The organism is Pseudoalteromonas sp. NZS100_1 (genome assembly GCF_015864285.1).
GTDB classification, from domain to species: Bacteria; Pseudomonadota; Gammaproteobacteria; order Enterobacterales; family Alteromonadaceae; genus Pseudoalteromonas; species Pseudoalteromonas arctica.
In genome coordinates, this window is the sequence record NZ_JADYXN010000009.1 from 36,975 (window position 1) to 52,015 (window position 15,041).

The 15,041-nt window shown below is 41.0% G+C and carries 15 protein-coding genes; 6 read left to right on the forward strand and 9 right to left on the reverse strand.

Annotated features, from left to right (window positions below; all coding sequences use genetic code 11):
• Positions 1-47: 47 nt before the first annotated feature.
• The 7 genes from I6F66_RS08225 to I6F66_RS08255 form a co-directional block, all read right to left on the reverse strand.
• Entirely contained in the window at positions 48-461 is a 414-nt protein-coding gene (locus I6F66_RS08225) for an OsmC family protein (protein ID WP_002958863.1), read from the reverse strand.
• A gap of 86 nt (positions 462-547) precedes the next feature.
• The gene (locus I6F66_RS08230; protein ID WP_007580087.1) at positions 548-895 is read right to left on the reverse strand and encodes a DUF3802 family protein; all 348 of its coding nucleotides are present in this window, start codon (positions 893-895) and stop codon (positions 548-550) included.
• 132 nt (positions 896-1,027) lie between these two features.
• Positions 1,028-2,497: a succinylglutamate-semialdehyde dehydrogenase gene (gene astD, locus I6F66_RS08235; protein WP_197160760.1), complete on the reverse strand. Its 1,470-nt coding sequence runs from the start codon at positions 2,495-2,497 to the stop codon at positions 1,028-1,030.
• A gap of 15 nt (positions 2,498-2,512) precedes the next feature.
• Positions 2,513-3,529, reverse strand: a complete 1,017-nt coding sequence (gene astA / locus I6F66_RS08240) for an arginine N-succinyltransferase (protein WP_010555013.1) — start codon at positions 3,527-3,529, stop codon at positions 2,513-2,515.
• Between the two features lie 85 nt (positions 3,530-3,614).
• A complete protein-coding gene (locus I6F66_RS08245; protein WP_165728288.1) occupies positions 3,615-4,820 on the reverse strand; it encodes an aspartate aminotransferase family protein in 1,206 nt (401 codons plus the stop codon).
• Between the two features lie 379 nt (positions 4,821-5,199).
• The gene (locus I6F66_RS08250) at positions 5,200-6,360 is read right to left on the reverse strand and encodes an HDOD domain-containing protein (protein WP_024593401.1); all 1,161 of its coding nucleotides are present in this window, start codon (positions 6,358-6,360) and stop codon (positions 5,200-5,202) included.
• 43 nt (positions 6,361-6,403) lie between these two features.
• The gene (locus tag I6F66_RS08255) at positions 6,404-6,985 is read right to left on the reverse strand and encodes an aminodeoxychorismate/anthranilate synthase component II (protein WP_197141232.1); all 582 of its coding nucleotides are present in this window, start codon (positions 6,983-6,985) and stop codon (positions 6,404-6,406) included.
• 551 nt (positions 6,986-7,536) lie between these two features.
• On the opposite strand from I6F66_RS08255, the gene I6F66_RS08260 reads away from it, so the two are divergent.
• Positions 7,537-7,779 carry a YdcH family protein gene (locus I6F66_RS08260; protein WP_165740579.1) on the forward strand — a complete coding sequence of 81 codons (243 nt, stop codon included), beginning with the start codon at positions 7,537-7,539 and terminating at the stop codon, positions 7,777-7,779.
• A gap of 62 nt (positions 7,780-7,841) precedes the next feature.
• On the opposite strand, the gene I6F66_RS08265 is transcribed toward I6F66_RS08260, so the two are convergent.
• A complete protein-coding gene (locus tag I6F66_RS08265) occupies positions 7,842-8,198 on the reverse strand; it encodes a putative quinol monooxygenase (RefSeq protein WP_165740578.1) in 357 nt (118 codons plus the stop codon).
• The gene (locus I6F66_RS08270; RefSeq protein ID WP_197209084.1) at positions 8,198-9,028 is read right to left on the reverse strand and encodes an SDR family NAD(P)-dependent oxidoreductase; all 831 of its coding nucleotides are present in this window, start codon (positions 9,026-9,028) and stop codon (positions 8,198-8,200) included. Before I6F66_RS08270 ends, I6F66_RS08265 begins: the two co-directional genes overlap by 1 nt.
• A gap of 267 nt (positions 9,029-9,295) precedes the next feature.
• Here I6F66_RS08270 and galE point away from each other — a divergent pair, with 267 nt between their 5' ends.
• Genes galE through I6F66_RS08295 form a run of 5 tightly spaced genes read left to right on the forward strand, consistent with a single transcriptional unit; the run spans position 9,296 to position 14,889 of the window.
• Positions 9,296-10,309: a UDP-glucose 4-epimerase GalE gene (galE, locus tag I6F66_RS08275; RefSeq protein WP_165740576.1), complete on the forward strand. Its 1,014-nt coding sequence runs from the start codon at positions 9,296-9,298 to the stop codon at positions 10,307-10,309.
• Position 10,310: 1 nt separating this feature from the next.
• The gene (locus I6F66_RS08280) at positions 10,311-11,375 is read left to right on the forward strand and encodes a UDP-glucose--hexose-1-phosphate uridylyltransferase (protein WP_165728294.1); all 1,065 of its coding nucleotides are present in this window, start codon (positions 10,311-10,313) and stop codon (positions 11,373-11,375) included.
• Positions 11,365-12,513: a galactokinase gene (galK, locus tag I6F66_RS08285; RefSeq protein ID WP_197209085.1), complete on the forward strand. Its 1,149-nt coding sequence runs from the start codon at positions 11,365-11,367 to the stop codon at positions 12,511-12,513. The genes I6F66_RS08280 and galK overlap by 11 nt, the downstream gene beginning before the upstream one ends.
• A 19-nt stretch (positions 12,514-12,532) precedes the next feature.
• Entirely contained in the window at positions 12,533-13,537 is a 1,005-nt protein-coding gene (locus tag I6F66_RS08290; protein ID WP_197209086.1) for a Gfo/Idh/MocA family protein, read from the forward strand.
• 29 nt (positions 13,538-13,566) lie between these two features.
• A complete protein-coding gene (locus I6F66_RS08295) occupies positions 13,567-14,889 on the forward strand; it encodes a dienelactone hydrolase family protein (RefSeq protein WP_197209087.1) in 1,323 nt (440 codons plus the stop codon).
• The last annotated feature ends 152 nt before the right edge of the window (positions 14,890-15,041 follow it).

Here is a 15,041-nt window from a genome sequence, read left to right on the forward strand (position 1 = left end):
ATGAAAAGTTCGCGGATTTTATACGAATTTCCCTCGTGGAAAAAGCGTTATTTTGCTTGATCTTGCACAACTTCGTGGCTATGCGTAATTTCTACTGTTTTATCAAGCATTAATGCAACTGAACAATACTTTTCAGCAGAGAGTGAAACCGCGCGTGCAAGGTGCTTTTCAGACACATTATTGCCTTTAACAACAAAGTGTAAGTTGATTTTGGTAAACACACGTGGGGCTGTTTCGGCGCGCTCTGCACTTAGTTGTACTTGTACATCTGAAAAATCTTGTTTGGCTTTTTTTAAAATACTAACCACATCAACTGATGAACAACAGCCAACTGACATTAAAACCATTTCCATTGGGCTTGGTGCTGCACTATCGCTGCCGCCATCAAACACAACATTGTGGTTAGAATTAGAACGACCAATAAACGTATCGCCTTCAACCCATTTTACATTTGCTTGCATTGTTATATCTCAAAAAAATATTTTCTTGATTGTAAGCAAGTTAGCCGTAGTTGCAAATGAAAATGCAACGCAGGGCTATAAAATGGCTAAGATTGTTGTGTTAAAGCGCTATCAAAGAGGTTTTTTACTAAACCTGCAAATTCATCTATAAAGGCATGCTGTTCAACCGTGACAGGCTGTGAGGTGATGCTGCTGAGGACTTCTTCTAAATCGTAAACTATGCCATCAACTTCACGTACAATTTGGCTACGCTGCTCTGTGTTGAGGTTTGTGTGCTGCTCGCAAATAAGCATCACATTTTGTGCAATAACGTCTTCGATTAATTCCATTACTGTTGGGGCACCTGGTTTTATTTCGCCTGGCTTCTCAAACAATGCTAAATTTTGAGTTAGATACATGATCAAATCATCGTACCCTTGCCTATCTAAAACCATTTTTGTACCACCTTTGTATAATTAATTATTTTTGATTTAAGCAGAAAGCGCTGTTGATTGCTAGCTTTGCGCGTTAGCAATACAAAAAAAGCAGCCGAAGCTGCTTTTATAATGATTAAGTAGTATTACTACTTAATCTATTTTTAAGCCTGGGCTTAGTGTTGCTGGCATCGCTACTTTTTCAAGCTCTACCGAAGCAACAGGGTATGCACAGTAATCGGCTGCGTAATACGCGCTTGCTCTGTGGTTGCCCGATGCGCCAATACCACCAAACGGTGCTGCGCTTGATGCGCCAGTAATTGGGCGATTCCAGTTAACAATACCTGCACGAATACGACGTAAGAAATAGTCGTAATCTGCTGCACTATCACTTAATAAACCAGCCGATAAACCAAAGGTTGTATCGTTTGCTTTATCAATGGCTTGGTCAAAGTCGTCAAAGCGGAATACTTTTAAAAGTGGTCCAAAATGCTCTTCATCTGGGAAGTCACTAATATTTGTACACTCAATAATACCTGGTGTTACAAAACCGGTATTAGCTGTGTGCTCAAGTTCTACTAATACTTCACCACCAAGCTCAACAAGCTCGTTTTGCGCTTTAACCATACCCGCAGCTGCAGCTGATGAGATCATAGAGCCCATAAATGGCTGGTCTGCATCGTCATAATTACCTACTTTAATCGCTTTAGTTGCTGTGATTAAACGCTCCAGTATCACATCGCCTTTGCTACCAGTTGGTAAAAATAGTTTACGTGCACACGTACAACGCTGGCCGCTTGAGATAAACGCTGATTGAATAATATCGTGAACAACCGCTTTAGTGTCTTCAACGTCAGTAATAATAAGTGGATTATTACCACCCATTTCTAGCGCTAAAATTTTGCCAGGTTGACCCGCAAACTGTTCATGTAAAATATGACCAGTACGCGAAGAACCCGTAAAGAACAAGCCATCAATACCTTTGTGAGCAGCAAGGGCTTTACCCGTTTCTACTTCACCTTGTACAAGGTTAATGACACCTGCTGGTAAGCCTGCTTTTTCCCACAGTTTAAGCGTAAGCTCAGCTACTTTAGGAGTAAGTTCAGACGGTTTAAACACAACCGTGTTACCTGCTAAAAGCGCTGGCACAATGTGGCCATTAGGTAAGTGACCAGGAAAGTTATACGGACCAAATACGGCTACAACACCATGTGGCTTATGACGAATCATCGCACGGCCAAGTGGCATTGCGTTTTCTACGTCGCCAGTGCGCTCTAAAAATGCTTTTTCAGAAATGGCAATTTTACCAACCATAGCACCCGCTTCTGTGCGAGTTTCCCACAATGGCTTACCTGTTTCTTGTGCAATAGTAATAGCGAGCTCTTCGCTGTTTTCTTTTAATTGCGCTGCAAATGCTTTAATTATTTCCAAGCGCTCAGTAAAGCTTTTATCAGCCCATGCATAAAACGCTTCGCGCGCTGCATTTACTGCGGTGTCTACTTGCGCCGCAGTTGCCGATGAAGCCTGCCAAATAACGTCGTTATTTGCAGGGTTTACTGAATTAAATTCTGTGCCTTGGCCTTGTGACCATTGACCATTTATAAATTGTGCAGGATGAGTCATATACTTTCTCCTAAATTAAATCGTGGTTGCACTAACAATATCGCCAGTTTGCAAATGCAGTGCATCTGCTATTTCTTGCGATAAAATAAGGCTTTTTGCGCGCTCGTCAAATGTCATTGGTGCAACGGTTGCTCTAAAGTCATTAAGCTTTTCGTTAGCTAGTAACACCATGGTGTCGCCAGTCATTTCGCCAATTTCAACGTTAAAGTTACGTGCATTACGAATAGTCGCAATGTTATCTACTTTTGCTTCAACCGTTGGGCCGCCGTCAAAAATGTCTACGTAGCCATTAAACGTAAAGCCTTCGCTTTTTAATAACTCGATTGCTGGGCGAGTGTTGTCGTGTACTTTACCTATTACGGCTTGCGCATCTTTACTTAGCAAGTTTACGTAAATTGGGTATTTAGGCATTAATTCAGCAATGAAAACCTTTTGGCCAATACCTGTTAGGTAATCAGCTGTTGGAAAATCCATTGAGAAGAAGTGCTCTTCAAGCCACTGCCAAAAAGGGCTGCTGCCGTTTTCGTCAGACACACCGCGCATTTCTGCGATTACTGTTTGCGCAAAACGCTCTTGATGCTGTTTTATAAACATAAAGCGCGCTTTTGAAAGTAGCTTACCGTTACAATTTTTACGATAACCATCTTTTAAAAACAATGTGCAAAGCTCTGTAGCACCTGTGTAGTCGTTACATAGCGTTAGAATATCAACCGCTTTGTATACGTCTAATGTGCGCGAAGAGTGAATCACTTTACTTAAGTGATAATGATAAAATGCATCATCAAGCCCTACCGCAGCTTCAATTGCAGATGTTCCTACAACGTCACCGGTTTCGCTATCTTCAAGAACAAACAGGTAGCCTTCGTCACCAGGTTGTGACGTTTGTTTAGCAAAAGAGCTTACTGAATGGTCGATCTTTTTTTGCAATAGTTCTTCGTTTAATGGCAAAGACGTAAAACCATGCCCTGATTCGTGGGCAATTTTCAGTAATGCTGAATAATCATTTTGCTGGATTGGGCGAAGGATCATCATGAGTCCGCTTGCTCCCTTATAAATAACGGTAAATAGGAATTGCAGGGCAAGCAGTGCTTGCCCTTAATTGGTTGGCTTAAGTCGCTTATGCGTTTACTACGCTTGCTACTGCTTTTTCAAAGCGTGCCATACCTTCGCGAATGTCCGCTTCAGGAATTACTAAAGATGGAGTGAAACGTATTACGTCTGCACCAGCAACTAATGACATAAGGCCTTGCTCAGTCCCTGCCACTAAAAACTCTTTTGCACGACCTTTATATTGCTCGTTCACTACTGCACCAATTAATAAACCTTGGCCACGGATTTCGCTAAATACGTTGTATTTGTCGTTAACCGCAGTAAGTAGTTCATTAAATAATGCTGCTTTAGCTTTTACGCCAGCAAGTACTTCTGGGGTATTTACTGTATCAAATGCAGCTTCTGCAACAGCACACGCAAGCGGGTTGCCGCCATAAGTAGAACCATGAGTACCTACTTTAAGATGCTGTGCAATTTCAGTTGTTGTGATCATAGCGCCAATAGGGAAACCGCCGCCAAGTGCTTTAGCTGAAGTTAAAATATCAGGTACTATGTTTAAGCCTTGGTATGCGTATAAATCGCCAGTACGGCCAACACCTGTTTGAACTTCATCAAAAATAAGCAGTGCGTTATGTTTAGTACATAAATCGCGAACGCCTTGAGCAAACTCGTCAGTTGGTGAAACAATACCGCCTTCACCTTGAAGAGGTTCCATCATTACGGCACATGTTTTATCGCTGATAAGCGCTTCAAAAGCAGCTAGGTCGTTGTAATCACAATGTACAATGTCGCCAGGCTTAGGACCAAAACCATCTGAATATGCAGCTTGGCCACCAACAGTTACGGTAAAGAATGTACGACCGTGGAAACCTTTGTTAAACGCGATGATTTGTGATTTTTCTGCGCCAAACTTATCAAGTGCAAAACGACGCGCTAATTTAAGCGCTGCTTCGTTTGCTTCTGCGCCTGAGTTGGCAAAGTAAACTTTTTCAGCAAATGTAGCATCAACCATTTTTTTAGCTAGGCGAAGTGCCGGCTCATTGGTCATTACATTTGATAGATGCCAGATTTTTTCGCCTTGCTCTTTTAATGCGCCTACTAATGCAGGGTGACAATGGCCAAGACAGTTAACTGCAATACCACCAGCAAAGTCGATAAACTCTCGACCTTGTTGATCCCAGACGCGAGAACCTTCGCCTCGAACAGGAATTACGCTTGAAGGTGCGTAGTTAGGAACCATTACGTGATCAAATAATTCGCGATTGACTGTCATTTTATTTCCTCTTAATTGTGAGCAACACAAAACATCAAAATAGGTGTTTGGTTAATATTTGTAACCAACTTTATAGGCAAGATCAGTAACCTGATAATTGCGCAAAATTGCTTTGTGGTTCAATTTTCAGACGCACATTATTTCAGAATTACTTATATCTGTCTCGTTAAAAACTTTCATGTATCCCTTGAAAATAAAGGGCTAAAGATATTATTTCATAGATAGTGAATAACTATTTGCATAGCTATTTATGCTTATTTTTAAACAACTAACCGCATGAGCACCAAGGCGCGCATGCTTTAATCGGCAAATATGCAATATAACAATAGAGTGAGAATGAATGGTTAGTCGCAAAAAAATTAACAAAAAATTCAGATTTTTAGTCAATTTGAATAGCTAAATTGGTAAAATTACTCGATTGGAGGGTTTTTAGTTCCGTTTTAGTGAACTTAAAGTACGAAAACCAGCTTAGAGTTTCATCGGGCTCAATAAGTTGATGCTCTTTTAAATTAAGATATTGAGAGTAGCAACGTGCCTTTAGCATTACTTCTGTTAATGGCAGTAATGTATCGCCTTTATCTACCCCATTTACTAGCTGCTGCATTACACCTTTAAACGGTAAATATTTAAAAGCCATTTTGTCTATTACCTTCGCGCTTACTTCTATCGACTTATTGCTAAGTAGAGTAGTTAAAAATAGCGGATCGGGTTGTAGCTCTAATAATGCGGTGTGTAAATCTTTTTGGTTTTCATTTCGGGCTAACTGCACTTTGCGTTGCCATACTTTCTCAAACGTTTTTAAGTACAAGCGCACTAATGCAATTCGTCCTACATCTAAAAGCATTCCAAGGGTAAATGCATGTACGTCATTCACATTATTAATTTGTGCAATTTTTTGCGCAGCAATCGCGTTTGCCATCGCGCTGTCGCGTAGCCGGCGTTTTAATAATGAAAATGGTTCGGTGCTATGTGGCATCCAATGACGGGCAGCAAATGTAGGAATAACAAGCTGTAAGTTATCAAGGCCAATATAACGAAGGGCAAGCGATGGTTTATCTACTTTTACAGACGTGTTTTTACTACGTTGATTACGGTAGTAAGGTAAATTAACAAGCGTTACTAACTCTCTACCCAACCAGCTTATATCATTAACCAGTGGCTCTAAACGCCCTACCGACGCTGACTTTACAGCTAATATGTCGAGTATATTGGCAATGCCATCTTCAATACCTATAGTGCTGTGAATTACGCCATCTATATCTTCGAGCTGCTTATATATAGCTGTTTCAATTGTTTTGTGCAGTTGCTCACTCGCTTGAGCGCGGTACTTATGATGTGCAGTACTGCTTTGCTGGCGTTTATTTTGCGCGGCCACTTCAACCTGAAGCAAGGTGCGCTGCTTCATGGGTTCGCCGTAATCTATATCTAATGTATGGATGAAACCAATTTGCTGATGCGCAAAGCTGTGCCCAAGCAATAAGTCATGAGCCCGTTGGCTTAGTATTTTGGCAGTACGCTGTTGCGCTACAAGTTCAGTCATGACATCCATTAATAAAGTATTAAATGCTCTGTGTATTATAACATTAGAAGCGAGTTAAAAAGTTATCAAGCAGTTCTAAGCCTTGATCAGTTAGAATAGCTTCGGGGTGAAACTGCACACCTTCGATTGCTAGTTCTTTATGAAGTAACCCCATAATTTCGTCAAACTCGCCTTGCTCAGTCTGAGTCCATGCGGTTACTTCAAGCTCTTTAGGCAAAGTTCGCTCTTTAACCACTAAAGAATGATAACGACATACTGTTAACGGGTTAGCTAAGCCTTTAAACACCCCTTTATTAGTATGAACTATGGGTGATGTTTTACCGTGCATTACTTTTTTAGCACGAATTACATCTCCACCTAAAGCTTGCGCGATAGTTTGATGTCCCAAGCAAATCCCTAAAATAGGATATTGCCCTTTTAGTTGCTCAACAACATTTAACGAAATACCCGCTTCGTTAGGCGTGCATGGCCCCGGCGATAACACGATGTGTTTCGGGTTCAACTGCTTTATTTGTGCAATGCTTAGCTCGTCATTACGTTTCACTAAAACGTCTTGATCTAAACGCTGAAAATATTGCACTAAGTTGTAAGTAAACGAGTCGTAGTTGTCGATCATCAACAGCATTACACAACAAACCTTATAAATTATTGACCACTTACTTCACACAAGTGGTACTAAGCGCTGCATTCTACCACTATTAATTAACCAACATAAATTAGCAAAAAGCGTTAAAAATTAACTATTTTAGCTAAAATGCTTAAAAGCCTTTAGCAGGTATTAGTTTACTTAACCTGAACTCTGGTTAAGAGATTTATTAACGTATTGAATCATGGTGATATTTAAATTTATTTTCTCTAGCCAGAGATTCCTTGCAGCTTGAGCAATAATATCGAACCCTAAGCTTTTTACGAGTAGTTAATACTCCTATTTAGGCTGTATACCCCAACAATAAATTATTGACCTCTAAAGTACGTGCGTATATTGATCGCTCTATTAAATACTTTGGTGAAATATCTTACTGAGCAAAATAAACAGATTGTTTGAGCTGCATCAAATTAGCGGCTCAATGGTTGAATTATATCTATGTAAGCCCCAGTGTATTATATGAAAGGCAGTAATTCACTTATACAACTCACTTACTTGTGAGCTCATTTATATCCTACTAAGGAGCGAATATGTTAGGCGAAGACCACTCACTCACTAATGACTTTCCAGAGTATTTAAATACCATTGCCAAGCTAAATGAAAGCGATACTGAGTTTGCAAAAAAAGCAGATAAGTACGATAAGCTAGACAAAGAAATTAGAGTGTTAGAGCTCAAAGATGCGCCCATAAGCGATGAGCAAATGCATCAGCTAAAACACGAACGTACAGAATTAAAAGATTGGCTATACGAGCGTTTGCAGCAAGAGCAGTAATGCCACTAAAAAAAGAGCTCACTGATGAGGTGAGCTCTTTAGAGCAACAATGGGTATTTTTTCTAAAACTTTACAAAACCACCTACTGGTTTCATAAATACAGTGCTTAGGCCTGCAAAGGCTTGCGCAAACTCTTTTGATAGTTGACTAAATACCGTTATTTTATCCATATCAACTACGCTTAAAAATAGTGGGCCACTTTTGTCCCAACCAGCAAGGTGCACTTTAGCAGCATCTTCATCTTGGTAACGCTCGTAAATATGTACACTGCGTTTGTCTTCACTTACTGTCCACTCATACATTAAAGTGCCGGCTTCACTTTTAGCCAAAGCAACTAATTGCGCCATTATCAATAAAAATTCATCGTATTTACCTTCTTTAATTTGGCCTTGTACTGTCCAGGTAACATGATTTTTCATTATGCTTTGCCTAATTTAAGTTGTGCTAAAATACTGTCTAACGTATCTACTAGTTGTTGATTTTTAGCATTATTAAGTGCATCAACATGAGGAAGCGCAAAGCGTCCTGTATCGTTATCAAAATACAGACCTGCGGCATCTTTAAATTCATCCCTAAGCGCTGCGCGACAAAAAATATCTGCGCCAATTTTTAAATCGCCGCCATCTATACCGTAAGCGTCTTTTACCATTTTACTTCCTAGTAACGATTTAGGGTTTACCGATACAACTAATGGCCCAGTATCTTTAAGCTCCAGCCCTAAATGACGCGACCACATAGTAATAGCCAATTTACTTTGTGCATAAGCCGCACTATCAGAAAGTTCAGTGTTACCTATAAGTGCATTTAAGTTAACGCTTGATTGCGCAGCTGATGACACATTAACCACTCGCGAATCATGACCAAGAACAGGTAACAATAGTTTTGTAAGAAGATATGGCGCAATCGTGTTTACAACAAAGCGAGCATCAAGGCCGTCAATTGTTGTAGCATCAACTAATTGATAAACGCCTGCATTATTAATAAGTACGTCAAGCTGGTTATTATTTTCGGCCAAATCGGCTAATACATTTTTTGCCAAAGTTTGAACTTGGCTCATATCGCTTAAATCAGCAATATAAGTATGTGTACTTGCATTTGGGTATTGCTCGGTTAAAGCTACTTGTAGCGCATTTAGCTTTGCTTGGCTGCGGCCATGTAATAATACGGTGTGACCTTGTGCTAATAACATCTTTGCAGTTTCTAGCCCAATGCCATCGGTAGCACCGGTAAGTAAAATTTTTTTGTTCATGTTGATCTCTCCTTACTTTATTTTCGCTATATTAGCATCCCGACTTACTGCTGATAATTAGGCCAATAGTTGAATCAGTTTATAGAATTAATTGATAAAGCTAAGCCTATGTTAGTTAATATAAAAGCATTCCTTTAAAAGGCAGATGAGTGTTTAAGCTGAATATTTTTTATGCTTTTATTTGAATTACCCAACAATCATAACTATTGTTTTTAAACCACCTTAATAGTAGTATTTATCATATAAATACACTTTTCGAGAAATAACATGAAAGTTTTAGTTACTGGCGGCATGGGTTACATAGGTAGCCACACATGTATTGCATTGCATGAAGCAGGTATTACGCCTGTTATTTATGATAACTTGTCTAATGCAAGTGCGCGGGTACTTGACCAACTCGAAAAGATTACAGGTACTCGGTTTGAGTTTATTTTGGGCGACATACAAGACGAGCAACAATTTAAACTCGCCCTAAAACATACTAAAGCCGAAGCTGTTTTTCACTTTGCGGCTTTAAAAGCCGTTGGCGAATCTACCGAGCAACCGCTGCGTTATTATCAAAATAATGTGTCGGGCACATTAAGCATGCTACAAAACATGCAAGATGAAGGCGTTAACCATATTATATTTAGCTCATCGGCTACTGTGTACGGCGAGCCAGACTACCTCCCTATTGACGAAAAGCATCCTATACGCGCAACTAACCCTTATGGTTGGACTAAAGTCATGGTTGAACAAGCCATGCAAGACGTATGTAATGCCAACAGTCAATTTATGGGTATTGCGCTTCGTTATTTTAACCCAGTAGGTGCACACCCAAGTGGTTTATTAGGTGAAAGCCCTAATGGTATTCCTAATAACTTAATGCCATTTATTGCTCAAACTGCAGTAGGCAAACGCGACGTGGTTAATATTTTTGGTGGCGACTACGACACCGAAGATGGCACAGGCGTGCGCGACTATATTCATGTTTTAGATTTAGCGAAAGGTCATGTTGCGGCATTTATGCAGCATAAAACAGATACCGCCTTCCATGCTTACAACCTAGGCACAGGGCAAGGTTATTCTGTGCTTGATATGATCAAAGCATTTAGCGCATCAGCCAATAAAGATATTCCTTATCAAATTGCACCGCGCCGAGCAGGTGATATTGCCTGTAACTACGCCGATGCCACAAAAGCGCAAAACACACTTAACTGGCACGCAGAACTAACACTTAGCGACATGACAAATGACACATGGCGCTGGCAAACTAATTACCCAAGTGGGTTGGAGAGTTAATATGGCTTTATTAGAAAGTACTCACAGACGTAAAAATCCGCTAACGGGTCGTTGGGTATTAGTGTCACCACATCGTAATAACCGCCCATGGTTAGGCGCAACAGAAGCCGTTAACGAAAACGTATTACCAAAACATGATGACAGCTGCCCACTTTGCCCAAGTAATACCCGTGCAAATGGCGACAGTAACCCTGATTACAAATACACACACGTATTTAGAAATGACTTTGGCGCATTAACGCCTAATGCCAGCGAGCAATTACAAAGCTTAGAATCAGACAGCGATTTATTTATTGCCGACGAAGCCAGTGGCGAATGCCGCGTAATTTGTTTTTCTCCAGAGCATAATAAAACACTACCAGAGCTTAGCCAAAACGCATTGCACGAAGTAGTAAAAACCTGGAAACAAAATTATACAGAGCTTGCACAGCAGTACGAATGCGTACAAGTTTTTGAAAATAAAGGCGAGATCATGGGTTGTTCGCAACCTCATCCTCACGGCCAAGTATGGGCTCACTCGCATTTATCAACCGAAATAGAAGCCGAAGATAACCAGCAGCTTGCCTATTATAAAAAGCATGGCACAGCCATGCTTGCCGATTACGCGCAAAAAGAACAAGCAGATCAAACACGTGTTGTATTTGAAAACGAACATTGGCTTGTTGTTGTGCCATTTTGGGCAGCGTGGCCGTTTGAAACAATGCTAGTAACTAAAGACAATATTCAAAACTTTAGCCAGCTAAACGATGCGCAAACCGACTCTTTGGCTCAGGCACTTAAAGTATTAACCACTAAGTACGACAACGTATTTAATTGCAGCTTCCCATACTCAATGGGATGGCACAATGCACCGGCTAACAGAGGCTCTGATGAGCAACATTGGCGTTTGCATGCACACTTTTATCCGCCGCTACTTCGCTCTGCTACTGTTAAAAAACACATGGTAGGCTACGAAATGCTAGGCGAAAGCCAACGCGATTTAAGCGCAGAAACCGCTGCTTCTATTTTAAAAGCAGCCAGTACAACACACTATAAAGATACAGCAGGACACACAGATGAAGCTTAACGAATTCCAACAACAATTTTTGTCACTGTATGGCGCGCCTGCTCAAGGTATTGCAGCAGCACCGGGGCGTGTAAACCTCATTGGCGAATTTACCGACTACAACGACGGTTTTGTTTTACCGTGTTCGTTAGAGTTTCGTACCCAAGTAATGTTTAAAGAGCGCGACGACAATATTATCACTGTGCATTCTTTAAATTACCCAGGCGAAAAAGACAGCTTTAGCGTTGATGAAGAAATCACTGAAGGCCAATCGCAATGGGGTAACTACATTCGTGCTGTGACTTACGTTCTTAAAAGAGCGGGCTACACACTGCGCGGCGCCGACCTACTTATTGACAGCAACTTACCGCAAGGTAGTGGCTTGTCGTCATCGGCCGCACTAGAAGTTGCTGTAGGCGGTATGTTTAACCATATTGCACAGCTTGGTTTACCGCCAGAGCAAATTGCGCTATTTGGCCAAGAAGCCGAAAATGACTTTATGCATTGCCAATGCGGCATTATGGATCAGCTTATTTCAGCTAAAGGCGAAAATGGGCATGCACTATTAATCGACTGTGAAAACCTAGCAACTAAATCAGTTAAAGTTCCTGATGATTTAAATATTGTTATTGTTAACTCTAACTACCCGCGTAAGTTGGTTGATAGCGAATACAACCAGCGCCGCATTGACTGCGAACAAGCTGCTGTAAAAATGGGTGTAGAAACACTTCGTAAAGCAACCATGGCCACGCTTGAAGCAACAAAAGACGCATTGAGTGAAAACGAATACAAACGTGCACACCACGTAATTAGCGAAAACGACCGTGTAATTGCAGCAACAACTGCACTACAAAATAATGATATGGATGCACTTCGTACGCTAATGGCTGCATCGCATCAATCGCTTAAACACGATTTTGAAGTAACCGTACCTGCAACCGATGGCCTAGTAGAAATTTGTAAAGAAGCGATGGGCGAGCGTGGCGCAGTTCGTATGACAGGGGGTGGTTTTGGTGGCGCGATTGTATGTTTATGTCGTGATGCGGAAGTACCTCTTATTAAAGCAGCGGTAGAAAAGCATTACTTTGAACGCTTTAATTTAAATGCTGATATTTACGTATGTTCAGCGGGTTCAGGATTACAAATTACGTCTTTTTAAATAAACTTAAGGAATAAGCATGGCAAAGGTTAATTGGGGAATTATTGGGTGTGGCAATATAGCTCACACCTTTGCTAAAAGCATTGCGCATTGCAGTGATGCACAGCTTATTGGCGCTGCATCAACGAGTATGCAGCGCGCTAAAGAATTTGCCACATCGTACAATATTCAAGGCTATGAGAGCTATCAAGCACTTATTCAATGCCCAAACATTGACGCTATTTATATTGCCAATACGCACGATCAACACTTTAAAACTATCGCCCAATGCTTAACACACAATAAGCACGTGCTAAGCGAAAAACCGATTACCGTTAATGCTAAGCAATTGCAAAACCTCACTGAGCTTGCCAAGCAACAAAACTGCTTTTTAATGGAAGGCGTTTGGATGCGATTTTTACCAGCCATAGTAAAATTACAACAACTCCTAAGTGAAGGTGTTATTGGTAATGTGCACAGTGTTAATGCCAACTTTAGTTTACCTGGCAGCTTTGCCGACACTCACCGATTAATGAATCCTGTAACAGCGGGTGGCGCCCTGCTCGATTTAGGTATTTACCCTATTTCGATTGCTGATGTGGTATTTAATAAAGCCCCTGAACACATCAAATCCTTTGTATATAAAAGCACAACCGGCGTTGATGAGCGAAGCACTGCTATAGTTGATTACGGTAACGGGCAATTTGCATCTCTTGCTAGCGCACTGCAGCAAAATGGCCCAACAGAAGCATGTATTAATGGTGAGCTTGGCTATATTCGAATACCTCAGTTTGTAGGTGCAAAAACGCTAGAGCTACACATAAACGACCAAGACCCGCAATACTTTGAATACGACTTTAGCGACGATGAAAACTTTAAGTTTGAAATTGCACATGTCACGCAGTGTATATTACAAAAACAAACCCAAAGCAGCGTATTACCACTGGGTACTAGCTTAAGAATTATGAACATCATGGATACCTTACGAGCACAATGGCAGTTGCAATATAGCAATGCCGTCGAGTCGGCTGAACTGACTAATTAAAAAATAAAAATACACAACAAGGACACACAATGACACACACACTCAAGGCGCTTTCAAAAGCTATATTACTTGCTACGTGCAGTTTATCTGCCAGTGTAGCTGTTGCTGAATCTAATAAACCAGAGCAGCTATACCCGCCAATCACTAGCGAAGTACTCCCAGAACTTGCAGCTAAAGGTAACTACAATGTAGGTGTGCAAACACTTGATTTAGTTAACCCTGCGCAATTTGACCCCGCTACACAAGGCCAAAAAGATCGTCCTTTAAAAGTAGAGGTGTGGTATCCGGCTGCAAATACAGCAAAAGCGCCACTTAGCAGCTACACAGATGAAACTCGCTCAGGTAAAGAGTTTACTCTGCAAGCCGATGCAATGCGTGATGTCGCCATTAATAATAAAGAGCACTACCCTGTGATAGTGCTTTCGCACGGTTATACCGGTTACCGTACAATTATGTACTACCTTGGCGAGCATTTAGCGTCGCACGGTTACATTGTGGTAGCTATTGATCATACTGACTCGACCAATGCCGATGTTGATTTTAAAAACGCGCCATTCTCTGGCTTTTTTAGCACGCTTATAAATCGCTCACGCGATCAGCAGTTTGTTATTAATTACTTTAATGAGCAAAACAACTTTGCAAGCAAGCAAGTAGACAACAAAAGTGCAGGCGTAATTGGTTACTCAATGGGTGGTTATGGCGCGGTAAATACGATAGGTGGTTGTTACGCTTTTAATGAGCAAACTACAGCTATGTTTACGGGTATGAAAGACCCAGCTCAAATTAAACAAGTACAGCAATTACTAAACAGCTGCGCTGGTGGGCAATACCAAAACCCAAAAGTAGACCCACGTATAAAAGCGATGGTGGCCTTTGCACCATGGGGCGGACAGCACGCTATATTTGATGCCAAAGCAATGGAAAATATTAAAGTACCTTCGCTTTATGTAGCCGGTAACTTAGATGACATTTCAGGCTACAAAGGCATTAAAAGTCTTTATGAACAAACAGGCAGCAAAGATAAGTACATGCTTACTTACAAAAATGCACGCCATAATATTGCACCACACCCAGCCCCTGCTATTGCACAAAGTAGCAGTGAGCTAGATATAGGCCATTACTACGAGCCTTCGTGGTCTATGCGCACACTAAACGAAATCAACAAACACTTTGTACTTGCCATGATGGATTGCCACGTAAAAGGTATCGCCAGCGAGTGTAAATACTTAGATTTACCACAAAACGGCGACCAAGCTGTTGTTGATGGTAAGCCGCTGCCACAGTGGCGCGGGTTTGATAATCGCTTTTCAACGGGTATGGATTGGCAACAAGCCAAACCACACACCAAGTAATAATAAGCTTTAAGCGGCTGTTTTAATCAATAGCCGCGTACGCCCTTAAAATAATGCCAAAACAAAACGCCTTTTATATAAAAGAGTTACCAGTAAATATTCGCGCGTTTGTTTTTTAATCGACTATTTTAAGAAAAAACCATTGCCATTAA

Coding starts and splice junctions, on each gene's coding strand:
- I6F66_RS08295 (WP_197209087.1), top strand. CDS start 13,567: ATGACACACACACTCAAGGCGCTTTCAAAAGCTATATTACTTGCTACG.
- I6F66_RS08270 (WP_197209084.1), bottom strand. CDS start 9,028: ATGAACAAAAAAATTTTACTTACCGGTGCTACCGATGGCATTGGGCTA.
- I6F66_RS08245 (WP_165728288.1), bottom strand. CDS start 4,820: ATGACAGTCAATCGCGAATTATTTGATCACGTAATGGTTCCTAACTAC.
- I6F66_RS08225 (WP_002958863.1), bottom strand. CDS start 461: ATGCAAGCAAATGTAAAATGGGTTGAAGGCGATACGTTTATTGGTCGT.
- I6F66_RS08230 (WP_007580087.1), bottom strand. CDS start 895: ATGGTTTTAGATAGGCAAGGGTACGATGATTTGATCATGTATCTAACT.
- I6F66_RS08255 (WP_197141232.1), bottom strand. CDS start 6,985: ATGCTGTTGATGATCGACAACTACGACTCGTTTACTTACAACTTAGTG.
- astD (WP_197160760.1), bottom strand. CDS start 2,497: ATGACTCATCCTGCACAATTTATAAATGGTCAATGGTCACAAGGCCAA.
- galK (WP_197209085.1), top strand. CDS start 11,365: ATGAAGCTTAACGAATTCCAACAACAATTTTTGTCACTGTATGGCGCG.
- I6F66_RS08260 (WP_165740579.1), top strand. CDS start 7,537: ATGTTAGGCGAAGACCACTCACTCACTAATGACTTTCCAGAGTATTTA.
- I6F66_RS08280 (WP_165728294.1), top strand. CDS start 10,311: ATGGCTTTATTAGAAAGTACTCACAGACGTAAAAATCCGCTAACGGGT.
- I6F66_RS08265 (WP_165740578.1), bottom strand. CDS start 8,198: ATGAAAAATCATGTTACCTGGACAGTACAAGGCCAAATTAAAGAAGGT.
- I6F66_RS08250 (WP_024593401.1), bottom strand. CDS start 6,360: ATGACTGAACTTGTAGCGCAACAGCGTACTGCCAAAATACTAAGCCAA.
- astA (WP_010555013.1), bottom strand. CDS start 3,529: ATGATGATCCTTCGCCCAATCCAGCAAAATGATTATTCAGCATTACTG.
- galE (WP_165740576.1), top strand. CDS start 9,296: ATGAAAGTTTTAGTTACTGGCGGCATGGGTTACATAGGTAGCCACACA.
- I6F66_RS08290 (WP_197209086.1), top strand. CDS start 12,533: ATGGCAAAGGTTAATTGGGGAATTATTGGGTGTGGCAATATAGCTCAC.